The organism is Spiroplasma endosymbiont of Andrena trimmerana (genome assembly GCF_964019575.1).
Classification (GTDB): domain Bacteria; phylum Bacillota_I; class Bacilli_A; order Mycoplasmatales; family VBWQ01; genus Spiroplasma_E.
This window is the reverse complement of the sequence record NZ_OZ026455.1, coordinates 1,374,327-1,400,629: the sequence shown is the minus strand read 5'-3', so window position 1 is coordinate 1,400,629 and position 26,303 is coordinate 1,374,327. Positions and strand designations below refer to the sequence as shown.

Below are 26,303 nucleotides of genomic sequence, written 5' to 3'. Positions count from 1 at the left end.
TCATTTTTTAAAATATAAAAAATAAAGTCTCCCTCCGCTAGTACTAACTAGATCAGGTTATAGGGTATTTCTCAGGCAATGCCACCCCTGCTTTATATAATATATGCAAATTAATCCATATTTACTACTATTATAACATTCAAAATATTTTTTTAAATATAAAATATATTTTTTTTATGATTTTTAGTTTAAATTAAAATTTGCTCTATTTTTATTTGAAATTTATTTGAAAAAAAATAAAATATATTCACTTCTTAAAAATAAGAAGTTATTGGGAAAAAATAAAAAGGAGTTTTTAAAATATGAAAAAGAAGACACTATAAAAAAAGAACAAGAACAGTTTAAAAAAGTATGAATAGAAAAACAAAAAGTTTAAATACCTTATTTATCAATAACACAAATAATAAAATTAAAACAAGTATTAAAAATGAAAATAATAATTGAAAAATAAATGAAATTAAGTCTTTAACAACTGATAGAAATAGAAATATTTATGCACTTGCTAATAATACTGTTTATAAATGTTTAGCAGAACAAACAGAGTTCAAACAAATGATAGTACCTAAAGAATTTGCTAATGGTAAATTTATAAAAACTGATAAAGATAAAAATACTTATGTCGCAACTAATAATAATATTTATAAATGTCTTGCAACACAAACATATTTTCAACAAATGATAATACCTAAAGAATTAGAAAATATTAGATTTTTAAAAATTAATGAGAGAGACGGAAATGTTTTTATAATAGCTAATAATAATATTTATAAATGTTTAGCGGGAGAATGAGAATTTAAAAAATGACATTACCAACTAATATTAATTTTCTGAGTCACATAAGTATTGATAAATATGGAAATATTTATATCACTGCTAATAATACTCTTCATGTTCCTTTTGCGAATAGTATTTATAAGTGTTTAGAAAATGACAACGAATTTAAACAATTAAATATAGATACAAATAAAGAAACACTACAAATTTCTCTTTTAACAACTGGTAAAGACGGACACATTTATGTAATTGCAAATAATAGTATTTATAAATGTCCAGCAGAACAAACAGAATTTATAATAATAAGTGAACATTGAGGACTACCTGTTAATGCTATTTTAGTAACAGATGAAAGAAAATAAATAATTCATCAATAGATGGAATAATCAAAAAAATAATAATAAATAATAAAAATATTTATATAATAACTAATAATAACTCTGTAATAAATAAAGTTTATAAATTTGATTTTTTACAATCAAATTTTATTGAAATGAAAGTAATTGATAATGATACATATGATGTTAGTAATATTACTTTTGATAGTAATAAAAATATTTATGTTTTAACTATTAATGGCATTTATAAATGTCCAGTAGAACAAACAGAATTTAAAAAAATGACAAAAATATGATGAAAAACAACAGAATTTCATTTTAATAACGGAAAACTAACTGATATAAGTTATTGAAAACAGACTAGAAATAATTCATTTATCCATACATTTGAATGAAATACAGAATATGGTTTACCAATTGATTATCGATATATTACTTTTTTTAATGAAAATGGTACAGAAGATTATGTAGATTCATCTTATAGTTGAGGTGATACAGGATATCCAACTATTAACATTAATCAAGTTGTTAAAAATCTAAATTTTCAAAAATATTTAATAAATGCAAAAGTAACAAAAAATGGACCTATTAACCCAGCAAATTTTTGTAATATTATCATATGTAATAATAAAGAAAATTTCCTACTTGCCAGTTTATTAATAACTATTAAATTAGGGTTAACTTTTTATGAAGAAAATGGAAAATGATTTTTTCAAATTATCATTGCTCATTATGGTGAAACATGAGGATCTGAAAGTGGAGGACAAATTAAAACAATTTTAGGAAACGATTTTCGATTATACTCATAATTTATTTTTTTAAATATTCATACTCCTTTAAAAATAAATTTAAAGGAGTATTTTTAATAAACCTATTGTTTCAAAATATTGTTAATATATAAAAAATCTAATTATTTATAAAAAATAATTAGATTATAAATTAATAAAAATAAGTAAGTTATTATATTAAAACATTTTCAATTTTTGATTTAAATTTGAAACATTTGCCAAATATTTATTTTCTAATTGATTTATTACTTTAGTATTTAACTTATCACTTTGTTTTAAATAGTTTTGTTGAGATGCAATTTCTGACAATAGTTCTAAATTTTCAAATTTATTTTGATTATCTAATCATGCTTTAACTTTATCAAAATAATTAATTGGTTGTTCATCAATAACATAATTTCTTATATTTTTAGGCATTGTATATTTTCACTCCTTTGTTATTTTATAATTCATTACATACTTTTATAAAAATTAATCAAATCATTTAAATAGTTTTTAAGTTAAATAATAAATGCCACAACTAATAAGATTTAAAGCAATAAATATACCTACTAAAATACCAACAACAGCACCAACACCAATACTTGAAACTAATCCTTCACCAATAAGACTAGCTAAAAAGTAAGTTAAAATAATTAATGGTGCAACAATTAATAAACTAGTAAATAAACTAACAATTGCTTGTCCAGTACGACTTTTAATAATAACTGACATTAGCAAAGCAATACTAGTAATAGTAATAGAAAAAAATAATGTAAATAAAATAATAATTAATAATTGTCAATTAAAAATGGAACTAATCATTCCAGATAAAGGAACAACATAACCAATAATAATAACACCAACAAGTATATAGGGGCTTTGCCCCTCGTTGCTTCGCAACTCACCCCAGTGGCGTAAACGCCACAGCCAACCAGAACCTTGGTTGGTTGGCTTCGACCAATAATATAGGTTTACTCTATTTTAACATCTTTCTTATTTTTCTTAGAATATTTATTTCTATAATAACAAGTACGGCATACAGTATTTTGAGTTTCTTTCTTTTCAGTTTGTAATATATTATCCAACTTATCTAATCCTACTGCTCTAATATCATCAACAGTAAAATCTAATGCTTGTGATTGTTCATAGTCTTTAACAGTACTTAATTCACTCTTTAAAGAATGAATATAATTTAAAGCACGACTATTATATCTTTGTAAATAAGACCTAGGAAATCATAAACTAAAAGTCATAGTTTCACCACTATAACTAGGTGGTAATCCACCACGTTTAATTATTCGCTTTGTTTGTCTTTTAGATAATACAACTTTATTATAATCATCAACATTAGTATAAATATTTAGTTTAAACTTAACTAAAAATAACAAAATACGCATTCTTTTAACTTGCACAATATATTCCACTTTTTCACGTGCTTGTTTTGGTATTCTATCGGGGTGTTGTTCAATCATATACATAATTCCATTAAAATTATGACCTATTAATTTACAAAACATTCCTAAACTTTCTTGTGTTTCTTTAAATTCGGGCGACAAATCATTACTATTAATTTTCAAACCTAACTCATCTAAAACAACCATATCACACTCTTTAAAAGCATAATTACTATTTAATTGATTAAATTTAAAAACATCATCATAAGAACAGCGATAACTATATTCATTACGAACTTTAATAGGAATAGGACTTACTACCCTACCCTTATGTTTTTGTGCTAAACAACAAGCAAGAGCAGATTTACCAGTACGTGGTGGTGCTGAAATAATATAACTACCTACACGTTGTAATATCTTTATATTTTTTCTAGTTATTAAAAATGGATAAAGTATTATTAATAATATAACTCCTAAAAGTAAATAACCATATCAAGGCATTATTTAACCACCTTACTTTTATTTTTAAACTTATTTTTAATTCAAAAACAAAAATCTACAAAATATGAACTTAAAATAAAAGGAAAAATAAAATTTTTGAACCAAAACTAGCATTTTCAAAAAATAACTTTAATTTATCTACATCAAAATCAAAAAATAACGCAGTAAACGATGATATTAAAAAACAAAAAATAACTCCACTACAAATTTCAAATAAATCTTTCTTTTTCATAATAAACTCCTAACCAACTAAAAATCCAACTGCTTTTAAAAATACTCATAAAGTTAAAACTTGTTCTAAACCACTAGTAAAATCAACATTTAAAACAGAACTAATAGTATCATCAAAAATACGCCTCAATAATCCATCAAGTTTAGTAAAAAATTCTCTTAATGGTTCAACTGGTAAAACTTTACCAACAACACCATAAAGTACTCATCTAAAAGCATTACGCAAATGACCAAAAACATCATATCAACTAACACGCTCATACTCAGGGTTAAAAGGACTATTTGGCGGAACTGGTGTTACTTTCTCACTTGAAAAAATATTAATTTGACCAAATGAAACCTCTGGTGGAATAGTTAAATTTGTAGTTCCATGAATATCAAAAAATACAGTTAAATGTCTTAAATTTGGAACACGAACCGGCATAGTAACAAAATTATACAAATCTTGCATATAAACATCATTACCAATCTTTCCTTTAAAAACATATTTTGTATCACCAACATAATCTAAAAAACTAAAAGAAAAATCACCAGTAAATGTAGAAAAAGCCTCATAATTAAAATAAAACATAAAACCTTGAATATAAAAACTTAAAGGTTTATCAATTTCAAAATTTAATTCAAAACGTAAATTTAAAGGTTTAACTCAATGATTTACATTATGAATAAGAAGTCGATTTTTTTTACCATATTGAATAAAATTATGATTGAACATAATACGGGAAATATCATCTAACTGATATCTCCTAAAAGAATAAACACCAGTTCCAGTATTAAGTGTTGTCTTTTTAACACCTACAACATCACTTTGATATTCAAAATCCAAATCATTATCTACACCACCTATAATTTCACCACTAACTAATTTTAAATCCGGTTGGTCAATGTCAAAATAAGCAGAATTTCATGGAATAGTTGCTCAATCATTAAAATCATTATACTTAACGTGTTTAATCATTTCTTTTTTAATATCATAATTAACAACATTAGGGTCATTTGAAACAATTAAAGAAGTTGGTGCTTGAACAGAAGTATTTACAACAAAAAACAATTTAGCAAATTTAAATCACATAATTATTTACCAAACAAACATTTTAAAATTCACCATGAACCATAAAACAAAACAAATCCAATAAAAAACTGTGTTCCATAAACTACTAAATTTCATAAAATAGTAGTAAAATCATCAACTGGATTACCTATAAACATAGTTCAATAATCAACTATACATTGATGTATTTTATTGTAAATTTCTAAAACACTCATACTTAACACCTACCCAAACAATGACCTAAAAACAAATTTAATAACACGATAAATAAAATTAAAAATACACCTAATACCAATCAAAAAGTCAAATTAAACAAAATATAAACTTCATCAGTAATATTAGTTTGATTTAAAAATATACCAATATCATTACTAGAAAATATAAAAATAAAATGCAATATACTAATAACAAAATTAGACATAATTAATCACCAATACCAAAGTCACGAGTTGAACTACCAGTAAACTTATTACCGCCAGCACCACCTTTAAACTTACCTTGTTGTTTATTTCTTGTTTTTACTTTTTCAACGCGTCTTTGATAACTCTTAGCAATTTGTTGACCAGTACCAACACCCAAAGAAACAGAACTTTTACCAATGAACTTAACAGCATATCCTAAACCTAATGTTGGTAACATTAATTCGGGTAAAATAACCCTAAATGCAAATCTAAGCAAAATCAAAAATATCATTAACGTACCTAAATTAAAACCTAAATCACCAAGTGGAAAACTAAAAAACTTCATAAAAATTGAAGCAAATAATTGCATAACAGTTGTAATAAAAGGTATAAACATAATTTCACATCCTAATGTCTTGTAAATCTAAATAATCCTAAAATTAAATAAAATACAAAACTAACATTTATTAAAGCAAGAATAGGCAAAGGTAAAGTGTATAAACTATCATAAAAAAACGACTTAATAAAAAGTGTCACAGTATGTAATCCAGCAAAAGAACTTAAATACTGCATATAAATAGTTTGTACCAAAGTATTAACAACTGGTAAAAGTCTACCCAATAATGGTAAAACAAAAACCAAACTAAAAAATAACTTTACCATTTGCTTACTCCTTTCTAATTACTAATGAGTTCCATGGATAATATGACCAACAAACTGCTTAATAAATACAAGAACCATAAATACAATTGAAATTAACACTGGTCAATTTGTAAGTGTTCCACCATCACCAGTAGTAAATACTCAACCAAAAATATAAGTAAAAGCATTTAATAATTGTTGTCCTACACCACCTATCATGGTTAATAATGCTGATAGTCCAGCGGGCATATTAATCACCCCCTTTCTCTAATTCTTTTTGTTGTTTTTCCATTTCTAATTTACGTTTCTTCTTTTCAAAATCTTTACGACAAAAAATACAATCAGGCTCACTATCATTCTCCTTTACATGTTTTCTATGTTTATATTTTTCTATACCTTCACGTATTCAATTTCTACAAAATCAAAGAATTAAACAAAAACCACCAATATATAACACATATTTTATAATTTCTTTCATATCCATTATTTATCACTTCCTTTTTTTCTTTTTTTTTAAAAATCAATTAAACTAAATAACTCATAAAAAATTACTAAAACAAAAAGTAAAATATTAATGCCTAAATCTAAACCAATAAAAAAATCAAAATTACCATTTATAATATTATGTATTTCAGCAACAGTTCAAACCATAGAAAAAAACCAACAATAAAACAAAAAAACATGAAATTTAGGAGTGTCATACCACTTTTTTTTAATTTCTTTATTTTCCATTATTAAACACCACCTAATGTATAAGCATAAGAATAATCCCAATTTAAACTTGCTCTATCTAAATTAATCTCCGACATATTATCATCATTTAAATCAACATCAACCATACTGTCATTTGTACTTTGATAATCACTAACACTAGCATTAATTAATTTTGCTCTTTCATCTGTAAATATTTCTTGTAATTCACTGTTATTATGTGTACTTCCCAATGGCAATAATAAAGTATTAATAATCTCACTTGCACCGGCAATAATCGTAGGAATAGCAAAATAATTATTAAAATTATTATTAATACCCATAGCAACACCACTACTAATCAAACATCCACCAGTACCCATATTTGCTATCTTTCTTATATTTTGAAATCTATTAGGGATTAACTCAGTTAAACCACTAATAACATTTGCTATACCAAAACTATTTAAAGATATATAAGTATCTCAATCTACAAAAGGAACATCAATTATCGGTTTAACAGTTGTAAATGGTGGATACGTTGTTTTAGGTGGTTCAGTAGGACATGGTGGTCAAAAACAAGGTTCATCTCTTAATAAAGAAACTAACTTATCTACATACTGAACAAACTTAGCATAATTTATTAAACCAATTGTTCCTAAACCTAAAAATATCTTTTTATAACTATTAATAACTTTATTTCTAGTAGTTAGTCTTTGATTAATATTCCATATATCAATTCCTAACTTTTTACTAAATAACAAAGAATTAATAGAACCTAATACTGGGTCTTTTAAATATTGACCATAATAAGCACTAACTCCAACCATAGCACTTAATGGACTTAATCCAATTCTTAAAATTTTAGTTAAAGTATAATTACTAGTTTGTTCTAACTCATTAGGCATAAATAAAACTCCTTACTTTATTAATAAGGAGCTTATATATGAATTATAATCTAATCCATTAGGGGCTTAAAATGAAAAATATATAATCCATATATAAGCCCCTTATTTAATTTTTATTTTATACATTATTTTCATTCAGTAATATCTACAATAGTACCGGATAAATCCAAAACTAAATTATAATAATTACCAACTTTTAAATTTAATTTATGTAAATATTTTGAAAAATCATTAACAACTGTTGGATTATACCATTTGTCTCTTACTTTACCAGTAGGTATATTTGTTTGTTTATTAATTTCCAAAAAAGTTAAAACATCAAAATTTAAAAACTTACCTTGATTATTTTTATCGGGTATCATTTTATCTTTTTCAATATTAACTAATTGAGTTTTAAACATAAAAATTGCCAATCCTTTCTATAAATTTTAATAAAAAAAATAATAGATTGAATTGGCAAACAATTAAGTAATTAAATTAAAAATATTATAAATACAAAATTAATTTAATAAATAAAAAGTTTTTAATATTAATATTTAACTATTCCTCGCATGGAACTGTTACCAATTCAAATAAGTAAAATATTATTTAAAAACTAATCTAAAACAATATAAACTTATAAATTAATAATATCAAATATTATAAAAAAATCAATAAATATAAAAATGAAAAAGTAAGTAATATTTTATTCCATGCGAGTAAAATAAACATTACTTACTATAATAAAAGTATAACAAAAACAAAATAAAATACAAATATAGTATATATATTACTTGAAAAAATTTAAAATTAATGTAGAATACGATTTTTTAAAAATATTTTTTCAATTTTAGTTTTATCAAAAACTTTATAAAGAAAATCTAAAACTTCATTTTTATTAAATTTATTTTTTAATCAATACCTAAATCTTAAACTATCTAAACTTATATAATAGTTAAAATCTTTAAAATAATCACTAGTAACAACATAATCATAACTTCCGCCAATTAATTGAGTATTACCTTGTTCATTTGGTTTAGTTTTAAATAAATAAAATTCTTTTGCTTTTTCACATGCTTGTACTAATTTTTGTAAACTTAACATTTTAGTACCACGAACTACAAGCGGATTTTTACAATTTCTACTAAAAGAATATGCTTGAATACCAACATCTTTTTGATTTAAAGATTTAATATTTTCTTGTACTTTTGTTACATATTTACTCAAATATTTAACCACAAATTCATTTGTACCTTTATGTACAACTTTTAAATCAATACCTTTATTATTACCAACATGTGGTCATCATTTAGTTATCATACTATAAGGTATTTTACGATTAAATAATATATGAAAATGTACGGCTCCTCGTTTTTGATATTCATAAACATAAAAATATCTTAATTCACCTAAATGTTTAGAACGTTTAGGGTCATTTCATCAACGTTTTAAACGTTTAAAAAATAATTGTAAATCATGTTTTGCTTTTCTAATATCAGTTTCATTTTTATGATAAGTTAAAGTTAAAAAACTTAAAATTCTTGCATTATAAAAATTATGTAATGCTTTTTGAACTAATTTACATTTAGTACGAACGTTATTATTTCTTAACTTAGTAATATTACCAATATTCTTTATACCTAATTTATTTCTTTCATTTTTTAACATATCAATAGGTAAAACAACATTTTTAACATAACAAGCATAAAAAATTTTTTTAACATAAAAATTATATGAAATATTCATTTATAAACATTCCTCGCATGAAATTTTTATAAAAATAAAATTGAATGATTTATAAATAAATATAAATCTTTATATATCTTATCATAGAAAATAAAAAAAGTATCAAACTTTACACTTGCGGTGAAAAATGATACTTAACCAAGTATATAGGGGCTTTGCCCCTCGTTGCTTCGCAACTCACCCCAGTGGCGTAAACGCCACAGCCAACCAGAACCTTGGTTGGTTGGCTTCGACCAATAATATAGGTTTACTCTATTTTAACATCTTTCTTATTTTTCTTAGAATATTTATTTCTATAATAACAAGTACGGCATACAGTATTTTGAGTTTCTTTCTTTTCAGTTTGTAATATATTATCCAACTTATCTAATCCTACTGCTCTAATATCATCAACAGTAAAATCTAATGCTTGTGATTGTTCATAGTCTTTAACAGTACTTAATTCACTCTTTAAAGAATGAATATAATTTAAAGCACGACTATTATATCTTTGTAAATAAGACCTAGGAAATCATAAACTAAAAGTCATAGTTTCACCACTATAACTAGGTGGTAATCCACCACGTTTAATTATTCGCTTTGTTTGTCTTTTAGATAATACAACTTTATTATAATCATCAACATTAGTATAAATATTTAGTTTAAACTTAACTAAAAATAACAAAATACGCATTCTTTTAACTTGCACAATATATTCCACTTTTTCACGTGCTTGTTTTGGTATTCTATCGGGGTGTTGTTCAATCATATACATAATTCCATTAAAATTATGACCTATTAATTTACAAAACATTCCTAAACTTTCTTGTGTTTCTTTAAATTCGGGCGACAAATCATTACTATTAATTTTCAAACCTAACTCATCTAAAACAACCATATCACACTCTTTAAAAGCATAATTACTATTTAATTGATTAAATTTAAAAACATCATCATAAGAACAGCGATAACTATATTCATTACGAACTTTAATAGGAATAGGACTTACTACCCTACCCTTATGTTTTTGTGCTAAACAACAAGCAAGAGCAGATTTACCAGTACGTGGTGGTGCTGAAATAATATAACTACCTACACGTTGTAATATCTTTATATTTTTTCTAGTTATTAAAAATGGATAAAGTATTATTAATAATATAACTCCTAAAAGTAAATAACCATATCAAGGCATTATTTAACCACCTTACTTTTATTTTTAAACTTATTTTTAATTCAAAAACAAAAATCTACAAAATATGAACTTAAAATAAAAGGAAAAATAAAATTTTTGAACCAAAACTAGCATTTTCAAAAAATAACTTTAATTTATCTACATCAAAATCAAAAAATAACGCAGTAAACGATGATATTAAAAAACAAAAAATAACTCCACTACAAATTTCAAATAAATCTTTCTTTTTCATAATAAACTCCTAACCAACTAAAAATCCAACTGCTTTTAAAAATACTCATAAAGTTAAAACTTGTTCTAAACCACTAGTAAAATCAACATTTAAAACAGAACTAATAGTATCATCAAAAATACGCCTCAATAATCCATCAAGTTTAGTAAAAAATTCTCTTAATGGTTCAACTGGTAAAACTTTACCAACAACACCATAAAGTACTCATCTAAAAGCATTACGCAAATGACCAAAAACATCATATCAACTAACACGCTCATACTCAGGGTTAAAAGGACTATTTGGCGGAACTGGTGTTACTTTCTCACTTGAAAAAATATTAATTTGACCAAATGAAACCTCTGGTGGAATAGTTAAATTTGTAGTTCCATGAATATCAAAAAATACAGTTAAATGTCTTAAATTTGGAACACGAACCGGCATAGTAACAAAATTATACAAATCTTGCATATAAACATCATTACCAATCTTTCCTTTAAAAACATATTTTGTATCACCAACATAATCTAAAAAACTAAAAGAAAAATCACCAGTAAATGTAGAAAAAGCCTCATAATTAAAATAAAACATAAAACCTTGAATATAAAAACTTAAAGGTTTATCAATTTCAAAATTTAATTCAAAACGTAAATTTAAAGGTTTAACTCAATGATTTACATTATGAATAAGAAGTCGATTTTTTTTACCATATTGAATAAAATTATGATTGAACATAATACGGGAAATATCATCTAACTGATATCTCCTAAAAGAATAAACACCAGTTCCAGTATTAAGTGTTGTCTTTTTAACACCTACAACATCACTTTGATATTCAAAATCCAAATCATTATCTACACCACCTATAATTTCACCACTAACTAATTTTAAATCCGGTTGGTCAATGTCAAAATAAGCAGAATTTCATGGAATAGTTGCTCAATCATTAAAATCATTATACTTAACGTGTTTAATCATTTCTTTTTTAATATCATAATTAACAACATTAGGGTCATTTGAAACAATTAAAGAAGTTGGTGCTTGAACAGAAGTATTTACAACAAAAAACAATTTAGCAAATTTAAATCACATAATTATTTACCAAACAAACATTTTAAAATTCACCATGAACCATAAAACAAAACAAATCCAATAAAAAACTGTGTTCCATAAACTACTAAATTTCATAAAATAGTAGTAAAATCATCAACTGGATTACCTATAAACATAGTTCAATAATCAACTATACATTGATGTATTTTATTGTAAATTTCTAAAACACTCATACTTAACACCTACCCAAACAATGACCTAAAAACAAATTTAATAACACGATAAATAAAATTAAAAATACACCTAATACCAATCAAAAAGTCAAATTAAACAAAATATAAACTTCATCAGTAATATTAGTTTGATTTAAAAATATACCAATATCATTACTAGAAAATATAAAAATAAAATGCAATATACTAATAACAAAATTAGACATAATTAATCACCAATACCAAAGTCACGAGTTGAACTACCAGTAAACTTATTACCGCCAGCACCACCTTTAAACTTACCTTGTTGTTTATTTCTTGTTTTTACTTTTTCAACGCGTCTTTGATAACTCTTAGCAATTTGTTGACCAGTACCAACACCCAAAGAAACAGAACTTTTACCAATGAACTTAACAGCATATCCTAAACCTAATGTTGGTAACATTAATTCGGGTAAAATAACCCTAAATGCAAATCTAAGCAAAATCAAAAATATCATTAACGTACCTAAATTAAAACCTAAATCACCAAGTGGAAAACTAAAAAACTTCATAAAAATTGAAGCAAATAATTGCATAACAGTTGTAATAAAAGGTATAAACATAATTTCACATCCTAATGTCTTGTAAATCTAAATAATCCTAAAATTAAATAAAATACAAAACTAACATTTATTAAAGCAAGAATAGGCAAAGGTAAAGTGTATAAACTATCATAAAAAAACGACTTAATAAAAAGTGTCACAGTATGTAATCCAGCAAAAGAACTTAAATACTGCATATAAATAGTTTGTACCAAAGTATTAACAACTGGTAAAAGTCTACCCAATAATGGTAAAACAAAAACCAAACTAAAAAATAACTTTACCATTTGCTTACTCCTTTCTAATTACTAATGAGTTCCATGGATAATATGACCAACAAACTGCTTAATAAATACAAGAACCATAAATACAATTGAAATTAACACTGGTCAATTTGTAAGTGTTCCACCATCACCAGTAGTAAATACTCAACCAAAAATATAAGTAAAAGCATTTAATAATTGTTGTCCTACACCACCTATCATGGTTAATAATGCTGATAGTCCAGCGGGCATATTAATCACCCCCTTTCTCTAATTCTTTTTGTTGTTTTTCCATTTCTAATTTACGTTTCTTCTTTTCAAAATCTTTACGACAAAAAATACAATCAGGCTCACTATCATTCTCCTTTACATGTTTTCTATGTTTATATTTTTCTATACCTTCACGTATTCAATTTCTACAAAATCAAAGAATTAAACAAAAACCACCAATATATAACACATATTTTATAATTTCTTTCATATCCATTATTTATCACTTCCTTTTTTTCTTTTTTTTTAAAAATCAATTAAACTAAATAACTCATAAAAAATTACTAAAACAAAAAGTAAAATATTAATGCCTAAATCTAAACCAATAAAAAAATCAAAATTACCATTTATAATATTATGTATTTCAGCAACAGTTCAAACCATAGAAAAAAACCAACAATAAAACAAAAAAACATGAAATTTAGGAGTGTCATACCACTTTTTTTTAATTTCTTTATTTTCCATTATTAAACACCACCTAATGTATAAGCATAAGAATAATCCCAATTTAAACTTGCTCTATCTAAATTAATCTCCGACATATTATCATCATTTAAATCAACATCAACCATACTGTCATTTGTACTTTGATAATCACTAACACTAGCATTAATTAATTTTGCTCTTTCATCTGTAAATATTTCTTGTAATTCACTGTTATTATGTGTACTTCCCAATGGCAATAATAAAGTATTAATAATCTCACTTGCACCGGCAATAATCGTAGGAATAGCAAAATAATTATTAAAATTATTATTAATACCCATAGCAACACCACTACTAATCAAACATCCACCAGTACCCATATTTGCTATCTTTCTTATATTTTGAAATCTATTAGGGATTAACTCAGTTAAACCACTAATAACATTTGCTATACCAAAACTATTTAAAGATATATAAGTATCTCAATCTACAAAAGGAACATCAATTATCGGTTTAACAGTTGTAAATGGTGGATACGTTGTTTTAGGTGGTTCAGTAGGACATGGTGGTCAAAAACAAGGTTCATCTCTTAATAAAGAAACTAACTTATCTACATACTGAACAAACTTAGCATAATTTATTAAACCAATTGTTCCTAAACCTAAAAATATCTTTTTATAACTATTAATAACTTTATTTCTAGTAGTTAGTCTTTGATTAATATTCCATATATCAATTCCTAACTTTTTACTAAATAACAAAGAATTAATAGAACCTAATACTGGGTCTTTTAAATATTGACCATAATAAGCACTAACTCCAACCATAGCACTTAATGGACTTAATCCAATTCTTAAAATTTTAGTTAAAGTATAATTACTAGTTTGTTCTAACTCATTAGGCATAAATAAAACTCCTTACTTTATTAATAAGGAGCTTATATATGAATTATAATCTAATCCATTAGGGGCTTAAAATGAAAAATATATAATCCATATATAAGCCCCTTATTTAATTTTTATTTTATACATTATTTTCATTCAGTAATATCTACAATAGTACCGGATAAATCCAAAACTAAATTATAATAATTACCAACTTTTAAATTTAATTTATGTAAATATTTTGAAAAATCATTAACAACTGTTGGATTATACCATTTGTCTCTTACTTTACCAGTAGGTATATTTGTTTGTTTATTAATTTCCAAAAAAGTTAAAACATCAAAATTTAAAAACTTACCTTGATTATTTTTATCGGGTATCATTTTATCTTTTTCAATATTAACTAATTGAGTTTTAAACATAAAAATTGCCAATCCTTTCTATAAATTTTAATAAAAAAAATAATAGATTGAATTGGCAAACAATTAAGTAATTAAATTAAAAATATTATAAATACAAAATTAATTTAATAAATAAAAAGTTTTTAATATTAATATTTAACTATTCCTCGCATGGAACTGTTACCAATTCAAATAAGTAAAATATTATTTAAAAACTAATCTAAAACAATATAAACTTATAAATTAATAATATCAAATATTATAAAAAAATCAATAAATATAAAAATGAAAAAGTAAGTAATATTTTATTCCATGCGAGTAAAATAAACATTACTTACTATAATAAAAGTATAACAAAAACAAAATAAAATACAAATATAGTATATATATTACTTGAAAAAATTTAAAATTAATGTAGAATACGATTTTTTAAAAATATTTTTTCAATTTTAGTTTTATCAAAAACTTTATAAAGAAAATCTAAAACTTCATTTTTATTAAATTTATTTTTTAATCAATACCTAAATCTTAAACTATCTAAACTTATATAATAGTTAAAATCTTTAAAATAATCACTAGTAACAACATAATCATAACTTCCGCCAATTAATTGAGTATTACCTTGTTCATTTGGTTTAGTTTTAAATAAATAAAATTCTTTTGCTTTTTCACATGCTTGTACTAATTTTTGTAAACTTAACATTTTAGTACCACGAACTACAAGCGGATTTTTACAATTTCTACTAAAAGAATATGCTTGAATACCAACATCTTTTTGATTTAAAGATTTAATATTTTCTTGTACTTTTGTTACATATTTACTCAAATATTTAACCACAAATTCATTTGTACCTTTATGTACAACTTTTAAATCAATACCTTTATTATTACCAACATGTGGTCATCATTTAGTTATCATACTATAAGGTATTTTACGATTAAATAATATATGAAAATGTACGGCTCCTCGTTTTTGATATTCATAAACATAAAAATATCTTAATTCACCTAAATGTTTAGAACGTTTAGGGTCATTTCATCAACGTTTTAAACGTTTAAAAAATAATTGTAAATCATGTTTTGCTTTTCTAATATCAGTTTCATTTTTATGATAAGTTAAAGTTAAAAAACTTAAAATTCTTGCATTATAAAAATTATGTAATGCTTTTTGAACTAATTTACATTTAGTACGAACGTTATTATTTCTTAACTTAGTAATATTACCAATATTCTTTATACCTAATTTATTTCTTTCATTTTTTAACATATCAATAGGTAAAACAACATTTTTAACATAACAAGCATAAAAAATTTTTTTAACATAAAAATTATATGAAATATTCATTTATAAACATTCCTCGCATGAAATTTTTATAAAAATAAAATTGAATGATTTATAAATAAATATAAATCTTTATATATCTTATCATAGAAAATAAAAAAAGTATCAAACTTTACACTTGCGGTGAAAAATGATACTTAACTAAAAATAATAATATCAGAAATTAAAACTAAAGCTAAATTAAATATTGATGTTATAATAATAAAGTTGGTTTTGCTAATTCTTGTCAAACCAATGCGTCAATAAACTACGCTTTGTTTTAAATCTAATAAAATAGCTAAAAAAGTTTGAATTGAAAAGGAAGCAGTTTGTGTCAATCAAATAATCATCAAAATAAATCGTCCAATGTTTTTACCAGCAGGTGATGATAATATTTGATTATTTCCACCAATTGATGCACCAATAAAAATCAATGGTGAAACGAAAACTGAAAAAATAATAATTGAACGATTACGTTTTAAATAACTTCAAAATAAATTAAGAAGAGATCAATCGTTATTTTTGTTTTTTAAGGTGTTTTTTCAAGACTTAGCTCATTTTTCATTATTTTCCCCTCCTAATCTTTTTAATAACGCTTCGCTATCATACATACCTATTTTATATTCTTTAAATTTAGTTTTAACATATTCTTCAATACTTCCATATTCTTTAACAACAGTTTTAACATCATTTATACTAATAATTGAACCTTCAAACATGAAGATAATTTGTTGACAAAAACGTTCAATTTCTTGCATATTATGTGAAACAATTAATACTGAAAGATTAGGTTTAATAAAAACTTCTTTTTCTAGTAATTCATAAATTCGCTCACGTACCTCTAAATCTAATCCCGTAGCTAATTCATCTAAAATTAATAAATCTGATTCAACAATTAATGCTAATAAAATATTTATTTTTTGTTGTTGACCACCCGATAAAGTAATAATAGGTTTATTAATAAATGCTTCGGCGTCCAAATAGTACAATAACTTTTGAATGTCTTCAACAGACTTATTTAAACGATAAGCTCTCATATAATATTGGGCCATATCTCAACCAGTTAAACCACGAGGAAATTTAGTTTCTTGTAATTGCATGCCTATTTTTAAATCAGATTTAATATTAATAGTACCTATTGTTGGTTTACGAAGTTGGGAAATCATTTCACATAATGTTGTTTTTCCAGTACCATTGGGGCCAACAATACCAATTTTGGCACCAAGAGCAATATTCAGACTAACATTTTTAATGACTTCATTACTATCATAGTTTTTACTGACATTAATGATTTCAACATTATTTTTTTTATCTGCTAAATTGTAAAGGTAAGTGCAACTAAATTATTTTTCTATCCAAATATTCGATTGGTGAAAGATAATTTAGTATTTTTCTCGGTTTTTGATTTAAAGACAATATAAATTTATGAACTTCATTTTTATTAGTTTTTGAAAAAATAAATTTTTTAGGAAATTTTTCTCTAATTAAACCATTAGTATTTTCATTAGTACCTCTTTGTCAAGGTGAATATGGATTGGCAAAATAAATTTTTACATCTAAATTTTTTTCAAGTTGTTGTCAATTTGAAAATTCTTTGCCACGATCAAAAGTAATAGTTTTAACAATGTTTTTAGGAAGAATTGATAAATAATAACTGACATTTTTATTAATAACTTTAGTAGTTCTGTTTTTAACTAATATTGCTAAAGTAAATCGTGATACTCTTTCAACTAAAGTTATTAAACATGATTTGCTTTTACCTCGTGATGATACTATAGTATCTCCTTCTCAATGACCAAGTGTTATACGATCATTAACATTTATATCTCGTTCTTTAATTGATTTACCATTAAACTTGCCACGATTTTCTTTAGATTTTCGTTTTTTACCTTTTCTTCTTAAATTTTTACTAGTAACTTTATCAAGCATTCCAAAATAAATTCAAGTATAAATTGTTTTAAAACTAATAACTCATTCTTTATGAAAATTTTTAATTCTGCCATAAATTTGTTCAGGTGATCAACCTAATAGTAATTTTTGTTGTACATATTTTACTAAATTCTTATTTTTAAACTTATGAAAACTAATATGTGATTGTTTTCGATTTTCAGCTTTATTTTGTGCAATTAATGAAAAATAATGATTATTATCTTTATTTCTATTAATTTCTCGAATAATAGTACTAATACTTCGATTAAGATTTTTAGCTATTTCACTAATTTTAAATTTAAATTTCAATTGATTCTCAATATAAATTCTTTCATCTATGCCAAGATGTTTATAACTCATATAAAAACTCCTTACTTTTTTCTAAACTAAATTTAGCATTATGAAATTTTTATATGAGAATTTTTTGCAATTTTATTTACTTGCACTTACAAGTATAACTCAGCATCTTTAATCATAATTACTTCCTTCCTATAACTTTATAATTTTATCATAATTACTACATAAATATTACTTGTTTTTTAAGATATAAAAATTAAAATATTATATAATATAATGTAAACTTTATTAGGTTTTTACTCATTATTTTCATAAAAAGTAAATGAGTTTTTATTTTTAAAAAAGGAGAAAATTATGAAAAAAAATGTACAAAAAAAAGAAATAAAAAAATTAAAAAAAGAGAAAAAAGAATTAGAAAAAAGTTTGAATCCATTTAACAAAAATTTTAGTCTTAATAATAAAGAAAAGGTATTAAAAGAAATTGCTTTAATCAATGAAAAAATTATTAACTTAAAACAAAAATTATTAGTAGATTATGAAGAAGATTTAGATGAAATTGAAAATGGAAATCTAGAATTTAATTTTAATATCCAACAGTTAAATAATGAAGATCAATATTTAAAAGATAGTACTTTTCTAATAACTAATGATGATATAAATAGTATAAATTCAGAAGAATTAATTAATATGCAATATGGTAAAAAATGTTGTCCACCATGCACAATTTTCTAATTTTAAACATTTTTATATAAAAGTTTAAATAATTATTAATAACAACACTTTTATTATTTATAATTTAATTTTTGAATTATAAAATTAAAATAATATATAATATAAAAACAAACTTGATCAAAGTTTTAACCCATTACTTTATTTTAAAAGTAAAGGGTTTTTTATTTTTTAAAAGAGGAGACATTAAAAAATGGATATTAATGACTTAGAAAGAGAAGTTAACTTTATAGCAGATAACTATCATATTATTAATCTTTATTTACATTTTCCAATTGAAACTTATAGTAAAGATTACAATGATATTTTTGACTTTTGAGAAAATAATAAAAAAAATACTCAAAATCATTATCAATTTTTAAATAAAAAAATAAAAACTTTAGAATCTTTAAAAAAATTAGAAAATAATTTTATAAATTCAATAAATAACCTATCAAAAAAATTAAATAATAAAATAATAAATAAAATAATAAAAGTACTTACTATTGGATTATTTAATTGAAATAAAAAAATAAAAACAAAAATAACTATTTTAACAAAAATCAAAGAAATTAAACAACAAAATTTAGTAAAAATAAATGAACTAATATTACGAATTAACAAAAAAAATATAATTAATAATGTAAATTCAGAAATTAATTTTTCTGTAACAAATAAAAGCAAATCAAATTTATCACAAATATAAAAAAAGTAAATACTTGTTTTTAGTATTTACTTTTTTTAAAGTTATAGTTATTAATAATTTAATTAGATTTTAACCTTCATCAATAATACTTGAAGTTGGTTTAATATTATTAATAGGTGAGTGAATTTTTGATTTATGTTTATTAAAAATAAAATCATATACTTCAGAATAAAATTCAACTGAAACAATATTTAATTTTTTCTTTACTTCTTCTGGAATATCTTCTAAGTCTTTTATATTAGCTTTTGGAATTAAAATTGTTTTTAGTCCACTACGATGAGCAGAAATTGATTTTTCTTTTAATCCACCAATTGGTAATACATGACCACGAAGTGTAATTTCACCTGTCATACCAATATCTTTTGATACAGGTCTACTTGTCAGAGCAGAAATAATTGCAGTTGTTAAAGTAATACCAGCACTTGGACCATCCTTTGGCACTGCTCCTTCAGGAACATGAATATGAATACCATGTTCTGCAAAGAAAGTATCAGGAATATTGAAAGTAATAGCATTTGCTTTAATATAATCTAAAGCAATAGTAGCAGATTCTTTCATGACCTCACCTAATTTACCAGTTAATACTAAATTACCTTTTCCTTTAAAGTAGTTTACTTCAATTGGTAAGATATCACCACCATATTGAGTATAAGCAAGACCAGTTACCACTCCAATTTGTGATTCATTTTCTTTTTTAGTATAATCGAAAATTTGTTTTCCTAAATAATCTTTAACATTATCAGCAACAATTTCTTCAGTACTAATTTTTTTATTTAAAAGTTTAACAATAAATTTACGAGCAATTTTATTTAATAATCTTTCTAACTGTCGAACACCTGATTCTCTTGTATAATATTTAATTATTTCTTCAATTGAATTTGGTTTAAATTTTAACATTTTATTATTTAAACCAGTAATTTCAATAACACGAGGAATTAAATATTTTTTTGCAATTTCAAGTTTTTCTAATTCTGTATATGAAGAAAGTTCAATAATTTCCATTCGATCTTTTAATGGTTCAGGGATACCTTCCATATAATTAGCTGTTGCTAGAAACATAACTTGTGATAAATCATAATTTTCTTCAATATAATGATCTGAAAAATTAGCATTTTGTTCAGGATCTAATACTTCTAACATAGCACTAGCTGGATCACCACGATAATCAGATGACATTTTATCAATTTCATCTAATAAAAATAATGGATTAATAACTTTAGCATGTTTCATACCTTGGATAATTCTTCCTGGCATCGCACCAATATAAGTTTTACGATGACCACGAATTTCAGATTCATCTTTAACTCCACCAAGTGAAACTTTAACGAAAGTACGCCCCATCGCTTCAGCAATTGATTTAGCTAAAGAAGTCTTACCAACACCAGGAGGGCCAACTAAACAAATAATTTGTCCTGGCATTGCCTTAGCCATTTTTTTAACAGCAAGATATTCAATAATTCTTTCTTTAACTTTTTCTAAACCATAGTGATATTTATCAAGAATTTTTTTTGCATTAATTAAATCAAATTTTTCTTCACTTTTTTGAAATCAAGGTAAAGTCATCATTCAATCAATGTATGTACGAATTATATTTGATTCACTTGAAGCTTGCGGCATATCTTCATAACGACTAATTTCTTCTTTAACACGCGTTTTGATTGCTTCAGGAAACTCTTCTGTTTCTAAGCGTTCTAAATAACATTTCATTTCATTAGACTTACCATCAATTTCGCCTAATTCTTCTTTAATAGCACGCAATCTTTCTCGTAAATAATATTCACGTTGTTGTTCATCAATACGATCTTTAATTTTAGCTGTTAAATCCTTTTCAATGGCACCAACTTGTTTTTGACCACCAACATCTTTCAATAATAAATCTAAACGTTTATTAATATCAGTTTCTTGTAAAATTTCTTGGCGTTTATTGATAGTTAAAAATGGTAAAAATTGAGCCATTTTATCAATAATTTCACTAGCTTTCATTCCATCGGTGATTTGACTAATTACACCTTGTGGAATTGAACCATGAACATCTAAAATCTGTTGTAAATTATTTACAATTCTTTGAATCAACTCTTCTTCTAATGATTTTGAAACATTAGGACTAACTAAAGTTTCAGCATCTCCTGTATAAAATTTATCATCATAAAACTTAGAAACTTTAACTCTTTGTTGTCCATAAAAAGATACGGTAAGTGTACCATCATTATGACTTTTTTGAATTTGCACTTTACACAAAGTACCATGATTGTAGACTTCACTTAATTGCGGATTATCTACTTTCGGATCCTTTTGCGAAACTAAAATAATTTCTGAATTAAACTTAGCTACCGATTCATTAATTGCCGCTACTGATTTATGTCTGCCAACTTCTAGTTCTATTTCAACTGTTGGGAAAACAAAACTTCCTCTTGTTACTAGTACTGGAATATTAGTAATATTTTTTATCTTCATTGTCTCACCTCAAATAATGTATTAACTGGATTATAATATAAAACATTAGCACTTGCAATAGTTAATTGCTAAAATATCTAATTTTTGATTTATACTATACTATTACAGCAGCACTTATTAATTCATATTTAATTTATACTAGTAGTATTTTATTAAATTTATTTTTTTTGATAATTTTTACTTTTTGAAAAAAATAAACGATAAAATAACCTAATTATTAAATTGGTAATTAGGTTATATAATAATTATCAAATTAAATTAAGCACTTGTTGTTTGCTTTTGGTTTTTACCGTTACTTTCTCATAATAAATCAAAGGCTTTATTACGTTTTAGGGTAGTAGTAACTAAACTTAAATCTTTAATATTTGCTTTAACTTCTTCAATACTTATTTTAAATTGGTCGGCAAATGTTGTTAATTGTTTTTGAACTTCTTCTTCGGTAATTTCTATTTTTTCTTGTTTAATAATTTCTTCAATAACTAAAAAATTCTGAAGTTGCATAATTGCATCCTTTTTTATTTCATTAATAATTTCTTCATGAGATAAACCAGTTGCTGCCATATAGTTTTCAATTGTAAAGTTTTGATTAGCTAATTGTTTTTTAAATTCATTTTCTAAACGTTCAGTTTCATTTTTAACAGCAAAATTTGGAATTATTATTTTTGAATCTTTAACAATTTTAGCAATAAGTTCTTCCATAAATTGTTCCTTAATTGTCATTGTTTTTTGTACTTCAATTTGTTTTTTAATATTTTCTAATAATTGTTCAGTAGTAGTAAGATCTGGAATGTTAACATCTTTTACTAATTCTTCTAAATCTTCATTAATAACTTTTGTTTTTATTTCGTTTAATTCAATTTCAAATTGTACTAATCGACCTTTTAAATTTGGAACATGATAATCTTCTGGGAAAGTTACTTCAATAGTTTTTTTAGATTTAGGTTCCATACCGATCATTCCTTCTTCAAAACCAGGAATAAATTTACCAGAACCAATTTCTAATTCCATGTTTTTAGCTTCACCGCCAGGGAATTTTTTACCGTCTAAAAAACCAGTGAAATTAAAAACTGCAGTATCATCTTTTTCTAATTTTCCTTTTTCTTTTGGATTAAAAATAGCAAAACGATCTTGTAATAGTTTAATTTGAGTATCAATTTCTTCTTGATTAACAGTTGCTACAGGTTTTACTATATCAATACCACGATATTTACCAATAGTAATTTCTGCTGGTAAATCAAATACAAACATTATTTCACACTCTTTAATAGTAGATTTTTCCACATTAACTTCGGGTTGATTAGTAGGCATTAAGTTAGGTTTTTGTTTTAAGGCAAAATCATAAGCAATAGTAATAACTGCTTTAGTTGCTGTTTGTAAAGTTTGTTCTTCAGTTACATGTTTTTTAGCCATTTTAGTAGGAACTTTTCCTTTACGAAATCCAGGAATTTCTACTTGTGCAATCAATTTATTTTCAGCTTTTGCCAATTGATCTTTTCAAGTTTTAGCATCAATGGTAACATGTCATTTTCCAAGACCATTTTTTTCATCTTTTATAATATTTAATGTCATTTTTCAAATCTCTCCTTATGTAATTTGTTGTTGAATCATAATACTTAAGTATTTTTTTATTAAAGTAGTAGTAGTTTTAAATTTTTTAGCACTTTCTACCAATTTTACACTAATAAACTGGAAACTACAAGCACGAATATACAAAGCAGCTGCTAATACTGCTGCTTGATTTTTATTAGGTAATGTTGGAAACAAATTCTCAAAATAACTATCCAATAAAAATAAGCAAATACCATAAATACCTGGATTATCAATATGAACTTCATCTTCAAATATTTTTGTAATTTTTAAATAAACGAGTGATTCTTGTCATTGTGTTATTTTTTTTGGATTAATTTTAAATGTATCATGACCTTTTATTACTTCTATTTCTTCATCAATACCTTGATTATTTAATATAAATAATAGTTGTGTTTTATTTATATTATTTATATTTTTATTTGTAAGATAAATCTTAATTGTTGGCAAAATTAACCTAGCATTATGACTTTGTAAATAATAAAATGCCACCGGATGAAGATCTTCATCAAATGGATTCATTAATACACGACTTATTCTCTCTAAATTTCACTCATGACTTTCATTTTTACTATTTAATCTAATATGAGTAGTAATATTATGATGTAACTCTTGTAATGTAATTTCATGATGAATAGGAATATAAGGCATCTCTAATTCATGTTTGACCAACTTCATTGCTTGATCTCATTTATTTTCACTAATGAGGTGGTTAATTTTACCAATAATGTCTTGATAATAATTGTCATGATTTATCATTATTTAGTTAAACCTTCTTAGTATTTTAAAATTTAATGGCGCCCACGAGAAGATTCGAACTTCTGACCCCCGCCTTAGAAGGGCGGTGCTCTATCCACTGAGCTACGTGGGCATAACATTTACCATAAGTAATCTTAACTTGTTTGATTAAAAAATGCAATTATTAATTGGTTACTTTTCAATAAAAAAATAATATTATTATATTTAATATTATTTTGATATTTCATTATGTACTTTTAAACAATAATTTTTTTTAAAAAAATAAAATATTTTCATTTTTTTATATTATAATAATTTTTGTAATTTAATAATTGTTCATTCCTAATATAGAAATTATTTCTATATTAGGATTTTTATTAAATTAAATATTGAAAAAGAAAAGGAAGAAAAATATTATGTCTAGTGAAATAAGTACAAAAAGAAAAATAATTGCTGGTGTCACAATAACTACAGGAACATTAACAACAACCGCAGGAATAACAGCAGCTTGTGTTGCTGCAGCACCTATGACTGGTGGTGCTTCATTATTACCAGCTGCTATTGGTGGAATTGCTGTTGGTACAACTTTAATAGCTAGTGGAATGGCTACTACTACAAATTTTGAAAGAAAAGAATCAAGAATTAACAAATTTTTAAGAATAAATCCTACTATCCCCACAGTAAGAGTATCAAAAGAAAATGTTAATCCTAATGACATTAAAGAATCACGATTTAACGAATTTTTAAGATTAAGTGGTTTTGTTTCTACAAAAAGAGTATCAAAAGCAAATATTACTCCTGATTACATTAAAGTATCTAATGAACTAGCAAATTCATCAAAAGAACCAGTTATGAGAACCAGAAGTTTAACAGTAACTTCTGTCTAAAAAGAAAACAAATTACATATTCATTTAAAAAACATTAAATTATAATTCATAAAATGCATAATATAACAAAAATAATTAATTTATATTATAATTACTTTATAATTTAATAAATGTTCATACCTAATATAGAAATAATTTCTATATTAGGATTTTTATTAAATTAAATTTAAATGAAAAGGACAAAGATTAAAAGATATGCCTACAAAAAATCAAATATTATTTAGCAAAGCAGAACTTAAAGGGCTTACTAAAACACAAATACAATCATTTACAAACACTGTCAATAAACAAGAAATTGATAAATTTATTTTAAGTATCATTAAAGCAAATGATAATAATGGGTTACCAATTTGAAGACAATTATTGCAACTATTAAGTCCATATCAAGTTTCAACAATTAACACCAACTTAATTCCCTTATTTACAAAAAATAATTTACTGCTTTATGCTTTTTCAAAAAAACAAATTCAAGCATTTACAACAGAACAAATAAAAAATTTCAGTTATAATAAGTTTTCGCTACTAGAAAAAGGAATGAGAAAAGCATTAAAAACAATTAATAATCAATTAACAATAGAATATGATTTTTATGAATTTAAATTTCAAATTGAATCATTAACTCCAAAACAATTAGAATGATTTACTTCTAATCAAAAGGCAGCATTTACCAAAGAACAAATACAAGTTTTTACAAAAGAACAAAAAAAGCTTTTAATAAACCATCTATACAAACAAGAAATCAACAATTAAATTCAAATTTTAATGTGAATAATATAA

42 protein-coding genes, 1 tRNA gene and 1 riboswitch are annotated in these 26,303 nt (G+C 24.1%); of the genes, 7 read left to right on the top strand and 36 right to left on the bottom strand.

Annotation, left to right across the window (positions count from 1 at the left end):
* Nucleotides 1-11: 11 nt before the first annotated feature.
* Nucleotides 12-99, bottom strand: a riboswitch (TPP riboswitch).
* A 252-nt stretch (nt 100-351) separates the two neighbouring features.
* The 3 genes from AACL03_RS08325 (at nt 352) to AACL03_RS08315 (ending at nt 1,921) form a co-directional block, all read left to right on the top strand.
* Nucleotides 352-840, top strand: a complete 489-nt coding sequence (locus AACL03_RS08325) for a hypothetical protein (protein WP_339040043.1) — start codon at nt 352-354, stop codon at nt 838-840.
* A complete protein-coding gene (locus AACL03_RS08320) occupies nt 801-1,136 on the top strand; it encodes a hypothetical protein (RefSeq protein ID WP_339040042.1) in 336 nt (111 codons plus the stop codon). Before AACL03_RS08325 ends, AACL03_RS08320 begins: the two co-directional genes overlap by 40 nt.
* 131 nt (nt 1,137-1,267) lie before the next feature.
* Nucleotides 1,268-1,921, top strand: coding sequence for a hypothetical protein (locus AACL03_RS08315; RefSeq protein ID WP_339040041.1), 654 nt, complete (start codon nt 1,268-1,270; stop codon nt 1,919-1,921).
* A gap of 156 nt (nt 1,922-2,077) precedes the next feature.
* On the opposite strand, the gene AACL03_RS08310 is transcribed toward AACL03_RS08315, so the two are convergent.
* The 32 genes from AACL03_RS08310 to AACL03_RS08155 all read right to left on the bottom strand — a co-directional run bounded on the left by AACL03_RS08310 (nt 2,078) and on the right by AACL03_RS08155 (nt 18,509).
* Complete coding sequence (locus AACL03_RS08310) at nt 2,078-2,317, bottom strand: hypothetical protein (RefSeq protein ID WP_339040040.1); 240 nt, start codon at nt 2,315-2,317, stop codon at nt 2,078-2,080.
* Between the two features lie 78 nt (nt 2,318-2,395).
* The gene (locus AACL03_RS08305; protein ID WP_339040039.1) at nt 2,396-2,704 is read right to left on the bottom strand and encodes a hypothetical protein; all 309 of its coding nucleotides are present in this window, start codon (nt 2,702-2,704) and stop codon (nt 2,396-2,398) included.
* Nucleotides 2,697-2,843 (bottom strand): hypothetical protein, encoded by a 147-nt coding sequence (locus AACL03_RS08300; RefSeq protein ID WP_339040038.1) that lies wholly within the window; start codon nt 2,841-2,843, stop codon nt 2,697-2,699. Before AACL03_RS08300 ends, AACL03_RS08305 begins: the two co-directional genes overlap by 8 nt.
* A 10-nt stretch (nt 2,844-2,853) precedes the next feature.
* Nucleotides 2,854-3,777: a hypothetical protein gene (locus tag AACL03_RS08295; RefSeq protein WP_339038682.1), complete on the bottom strand. Its 924-nt coding sequence runs from the start codon at nt 3,775-3,777 to the stop codon at nt 2,854-2,856.
* A gap of 70 nt (nt 3,778-3,847) precedes the next feature.
* On the bottom strand, nt 3,848-4,009 hold the full coding sequence (locus AACL03_RS08290; RefSeq protein WP_339038684.1) for a hypothetical protein: 162 nt from the start codon (nt 4,007-4,009) through the stop codon (nt 3,848-3,850).
* 9 nt (nt 4,010-4,018) lie between these two features.
* Nucleotides 4,019-5,080 carry a hypothetical protein gene (locus AACL03_RS08285; protein ID WP_339038686.1) on the bottom strand — a complete coding sequence of 354 codons (1,062 nt, stop codon included), beginning with the start codon at nt 5,078-5,080 and terminating at the stop codon, nt 4,019-4,021.
* A gap of 2 nt (nt 5,081-5,082) precedes the next feature.
* The gene (locus tag AACL03_RS08280) at nt 5,083-5,274 is read right to left on the bottom strand and encodes a hypothetical protein (protein ID WP_174479934.1); all 192 of its coding nucleotides are present in this window, start codon (nt 5,272-5,274) and stop codon (nt 5,083-5,085) included.
* A gap of 2 nt (nt 5,275-5,276) precedes the next feature.
* Entirely contained in the window at nt 5,277-5,480 is a 204-nt protein-coding gene (locus tag AACL03_RS08275) for a hypothetical protein (RefSeq protein ID WP_339038688.1), read from the bottom strand.
* Nucleotides 5,481-5,482: 2 nt separating this feature from the next.
* On the bottom strand, nt 5,483-5,857 hold the full coding sequence (locus AACL03_RS08270; protein ID WP_338960394.1) for a hypothetical protein: 375 nt from the start codon (nt 5,855-5,857) through the stop codon (nt 5,483-5,485).
* An 11-nt stretch (nt 5,858-5,868) separates the two neighbouring features.
* Entirely contained in the window at nt 5,869-6,123 is a 255-nt protein-coding gene (locus tag AACL03_RS08265) for a hypothetical protein (protein ID WP_174480864.1), read from the bottom strand.
* 21 nt (nt 6,124-6,144) lie between these two features.
* The gene (locus tag AACL03_RS08260) at nt 6,145-6,351 is read right to left on the bottom strand and encodes a hypothetical protein (protein ID WP_174480862.1); all 207 of its coding nucleotides are present in this window, start codon (nt 6,349-6,351) and stop codon (nt 6,145-6,147) included.
* Between the two features lies 1 nt (nt 6,352).
* Nucleotides 6,353-6,586: a hypothetical protein gene (locus tag AACL03_RS08255; protein WP_338960396.1), complete on the bottom strand. Its 234-nt coding sequence runs from the start codon at nt 6,584-6,586 to the stop codon at nt 6,353-6,355.
* 29 nt (nt 6,587-6,615) lie between these two features.
* Entirely contained in the window at nt 6,616-6,834 is a 219-nt protein-coding gene (locus AACL03_RS08250) for a hypothetical protein (RefSeq protein ID WP_339038691.1), read from the bottom strand.
* A gap of 2 nt (nt 6,835-6,836) precedes the next feature.
* Nucleotides 6,837-7,700: a hypothetical protein gene (locus tag AACL03_RS08245; RefSeq protein WP_339038693.1), complete on the bottom strand. Its 864-nt coding sequence runs from the start codon at nt 7,698-7,700 to the stop codon at nt 6,837-6,839.
* A gap of 125 nt (nt 7,701-7,825) precedes the next feature.
* Complete coding sequence (locus tag AACL03_RS08240; RefSeq protein WP_338974505.1) at nt 7,826-8,101, bottom strand: hypothetical protein; 276 nt, start codon at nt 8,099-8,101, stop codon at nt 7,826-7,828.
* Between the two features lie 388 nt (nt 8,102-8,489).
* Nucleotides 8,490-9,425, bottom strand: coding sequence for a rolling circle replication-associated protein (locus tag AACL03_RS08235; RefSeq protein ID WP_339038695.1), 936 nt, complete (start codon nt 9,423-9,425; stop codon nt 8,490-8,492).
* A 78-nt stretch (nt 9,426-9,503) separates the two neighbouring features.
* Nucleotides 9,504-9,662, bottom strand: coding sequence for a hypothetical protein (locus AACL03_RS08230; RefSeq protein WP_339040037.1), 159 nt, complete (start codon nt 9,660-9,662; stop codon nt 9,504-9,506).
* 10 nt (nt 9,663-9,672) lie between these two features.
* Nucleotides 9,673-10,596: a hypothetical protein gene (locus AACL03_RS08225; protein ID WP_339038682.1), complete on the bottom strand. Its 924-nt coding sequence runs from the start codon at nt 10,594-10,596 to the stop codon at nt 9,673-9,675.
* 70 nt (nt 10,597-10,666) lie between these two features.
* On the bottom strand, nt 10,667-10,828 hold the full coding sequence (locus AACL03_RS08220) for a hypothetical protein (RefSeq protein WP_339038684.1): 162 nt from the start codon (nt 10,826-10,828) through the stop codon (nt 10,667-10,669).
* A 9-nt stretch (nt 10,829-10,837) separates the two neighbouring features.
* Complete coding sequence (locus tag AACL03_RS08215) at nt 10,838-11,899, bottom strand: hypothetical protein (protein ID WP_339038686.1); 1,062 nt, start codon at nt 11,897-11,899, stop codon at nt 10,838-10,840.
* A gap of 2 nt (nt 11,900-11,901) precedes the next feature.
* A complete protein-coding gene (locus tag AACL03_RS08210) occupies nt 11,902-12,093 on the bottom strand; it encodes a hypothetical protein (protein ID WP_174479934.1) in 192 nt (63 codons plus the stop codon).
* Nucleotides 12,094-12,095: 2 nt separating this feature from the next.
* Complete coding sequence (locus tag AACL03_RS08205; RefSeq protein WP_339038688.1) at nt 12,096-12,299, bottom strand: hypothetical protein; 204 nt, start codon at nt 12,297-12,299, stop codon at nt 12,096-12,098.
* Between the two features lie 2 nt (nt 12,300-12,301).
* Nucleotides 12,302-12,676 (bottom strand): hypothetical protein, encoded by a 375-nt coding sequence (locus tag AACL03_RS08200; RefSeq protein ID WP_338960394.1) that lies wholly within the window; start codon nt 12,674-12,676, stop codon nt 12,302-12,304.
* 11 nt (nt 12,677-12,687) lie between these two features.
* Nucleotides 12,688-12,942 (bottom strand): hypothetical protein, encoded by a 255-nt coding sequence (locus tag AACL03_RS08195; RefSeq protein ID WP_174480864.1) that lies wholly within the window; start codon nt 12,940-12,942, stop codon nt 12,688-12,690.
* Between the two features lie 21 nt (nt 12,943-12,963).
* A complete protein-coding gene (locus tag AACL03_RS08190; protein ID WP_174480862.1) occupies nt 12,964-13,170 on the bottom strand; it encodes a hypothetical protein in 207 nt (68 codons plus the stop codon).
* Between the two features lies 1 nt (nt 13,171).
* The gene (locus tag AACL03_RS08185; protein WP_338960396.1) at nt 13,172-13,405 is read right to left on the bottom strand and encodes a hypothetical protein; all 234 of its coding nucleotides are present in this window, start codon (nt 13,403-13,405) and stop codon (nt 13,172-13,174) included.
* A gap of 29 nt (nt 13,406-13,434) precedes the next feature.
* The gene (locus AACL03_RS08180) at nt 13,435-13,653 is read right to left on the bottom strand and encodes a hypothetical protein (protein ID WP_339038691.1); all 219 of its coding nucleotides are present in this window, start codon (nt 13,651-13,653) and stop codon (nt 13,435-13,437) included.
* A 2-nt stretch (nt 13,654-13,655) separates the two neighbouring features.
* Entirely contained in the window at nt 13,656-14,519 is an 864-nt protein-coding gene (locus AACL03_RS08175) for a hypothetical protein (protein WP_339038693.1), read from the bottom strand.
* Between the two features lie 125 nt (nt 14,520-14,644).
* The gene (locus AACL03_RS08170) at nt 14,645-14,920 is read right to left on the bottom strand and encodes a hypothetical protein (RefSeq protein ID WP_338974505.1); all 276 of its coding nucleotides are present in this window, start codon (nt 14,918-14,920) and stop codon (nt 14,645-14,647) included.
* Nucleotides 14,921-15,308: 388 nt separating this feature from the next.
* Nucleotides 15,309-16,244, bottom strand: a complete 936-nt coding sequence (locus AACL03_RS08165) for a rolling circle replication-associated protein (RefSeq protein ID WP_339038695.1) — start codon at nt 16,242-16,244, stop codon at nt 15,309-15,311.
* 134 nt (nt 16,245-16,378) lie between these two features.
* Nucleotides 16,379-17,458, bottom strand: a complete 1,080-nt coding sequence (locus tag AACL03_RS08160; RefSeq protein WP_422397987.1) for an ATP-binding cassette domain-containing protein — start codon at nt 17,456-17,458, stop codon at nt 16,379-16,381.
* A gap of 100 nt (nt 17,459-17,558) precedes the next feature.
* Nucleotides 17,559-18,509, bottom strand: coding sequence for an IS30 family transposase (locus AACL03_RS08155; protein ID WP_339038665.1), 951 nt, complete (start codon nt 18,507-18,509; stop codon nt 17,559-17,561).
* 291 nt (nt 18,510-18,800) lie between these two features.
* Here AACL03_RS08155 and AACL03_RS08150 point away from each other — a divergent pair, with 291 nt between their 5' ends.
* Together AACL03_RS08150 and AACL03_RS08145 are read left to right on the top strand one after the other, a co-directional pair.
* The gene (locus AACL03_RS08150) at nt 18,801-19,178 is read left to right on the top strand and encodes a hypothetical protein (protein WP_338957056.1); all 378 of its coding nucleotides are present in this window, start codon (nt 18,801-18,803) and stop codon (nt 19,176-19,178) included.
* A 190-nt stretch (nt 19,179-19,368) separates the two neighbouring features.
* Entirely contained in the window at nt 19,369-19,860 is a 492-nt protein-coding gene (locus AACL03_RS08145) for a hypothetical protein (RefSeq protein WP_339040036.1), read from the top strand.
* A 69-nt stretch (nt 19,861-19,929) separates the two neighbouring features.
* Here the strand turns inward: AACL03_RS08145 and lon are convergent, their stop codons facing one another.
* From lon to AACL03_RS08125, 4 genes are all read right to left on the bottom strand, one after another.
* Nucleotides 19,930-22,314, bottom strand: coding sequence for an endopeptidase La (lon, locus tag AACL03_RS08140; protein ID WP_339040035.1), 2,385 nt, complete (start codon nt 22,312-22,314; stop codon nt 19,930-19,932).
* 258 nt (nt 22,315-22,572) lie between these two features.
* Nucleotides 22,573-23,883, bottom strand: a complete 1,311-nt coding sequence (tig, locus tag AACL03_RS08135) for a trigger factor (protein ID WP_338957063.1) — start codon at nt 23,881-23,883, stop codon at nt 22,573-22,575.
* A gap of 15 nt (nt 23,884-23,898) precedes the next feature.
* Complete coding sequence (locus tag AACL03_RS08130) at nt 23,899-24,660, bottom strand: DUF3196 family protein (RefSeq protein ID WP_339040034.1); 762 nt, start codon at nt 24,658-24,660, stop codon at nt 23,899-23,901.
* Nucleotides 24,661-24,696: 36 nt separating this feature from the next.
* Nucleotides 24,697-24,772: transfer RNA gene (locus AACL03_RS08125), tRNA-Arg, on the bottom strand.
* Between the two features lie 283 nt (nt 24,773-25,055).
* Here AACL03_RS08125 and AACL03_RS08120 point away from each other — a divergent pair.
* On the top strand, nt 25,056-25,526 hold the full coding sequence (locus AACL03_RS08120) for a hypothetical protein (protein WP_339040033.1): 471 nt from the start codon (nt 25,056-25,058) through the stop codon (nt 25,524-25,526).
* A gap of 195 nt (nt 25,527-25,721) precedes the next feature.
* Nucleotides 25,722-26,276 (top strand): hypothetical protein, encoded by a 555-nt coding sequence (locus AACL03_RS08115; RefSeq protein ID WP_339040032.1) that lies wholly within the window; start codon nt 25,722-25,724, stop codon nt 26,274-26,276.
* The last annotated feature ends 27 nt before the right edge of the window (nt 26,277-26,303 follow it).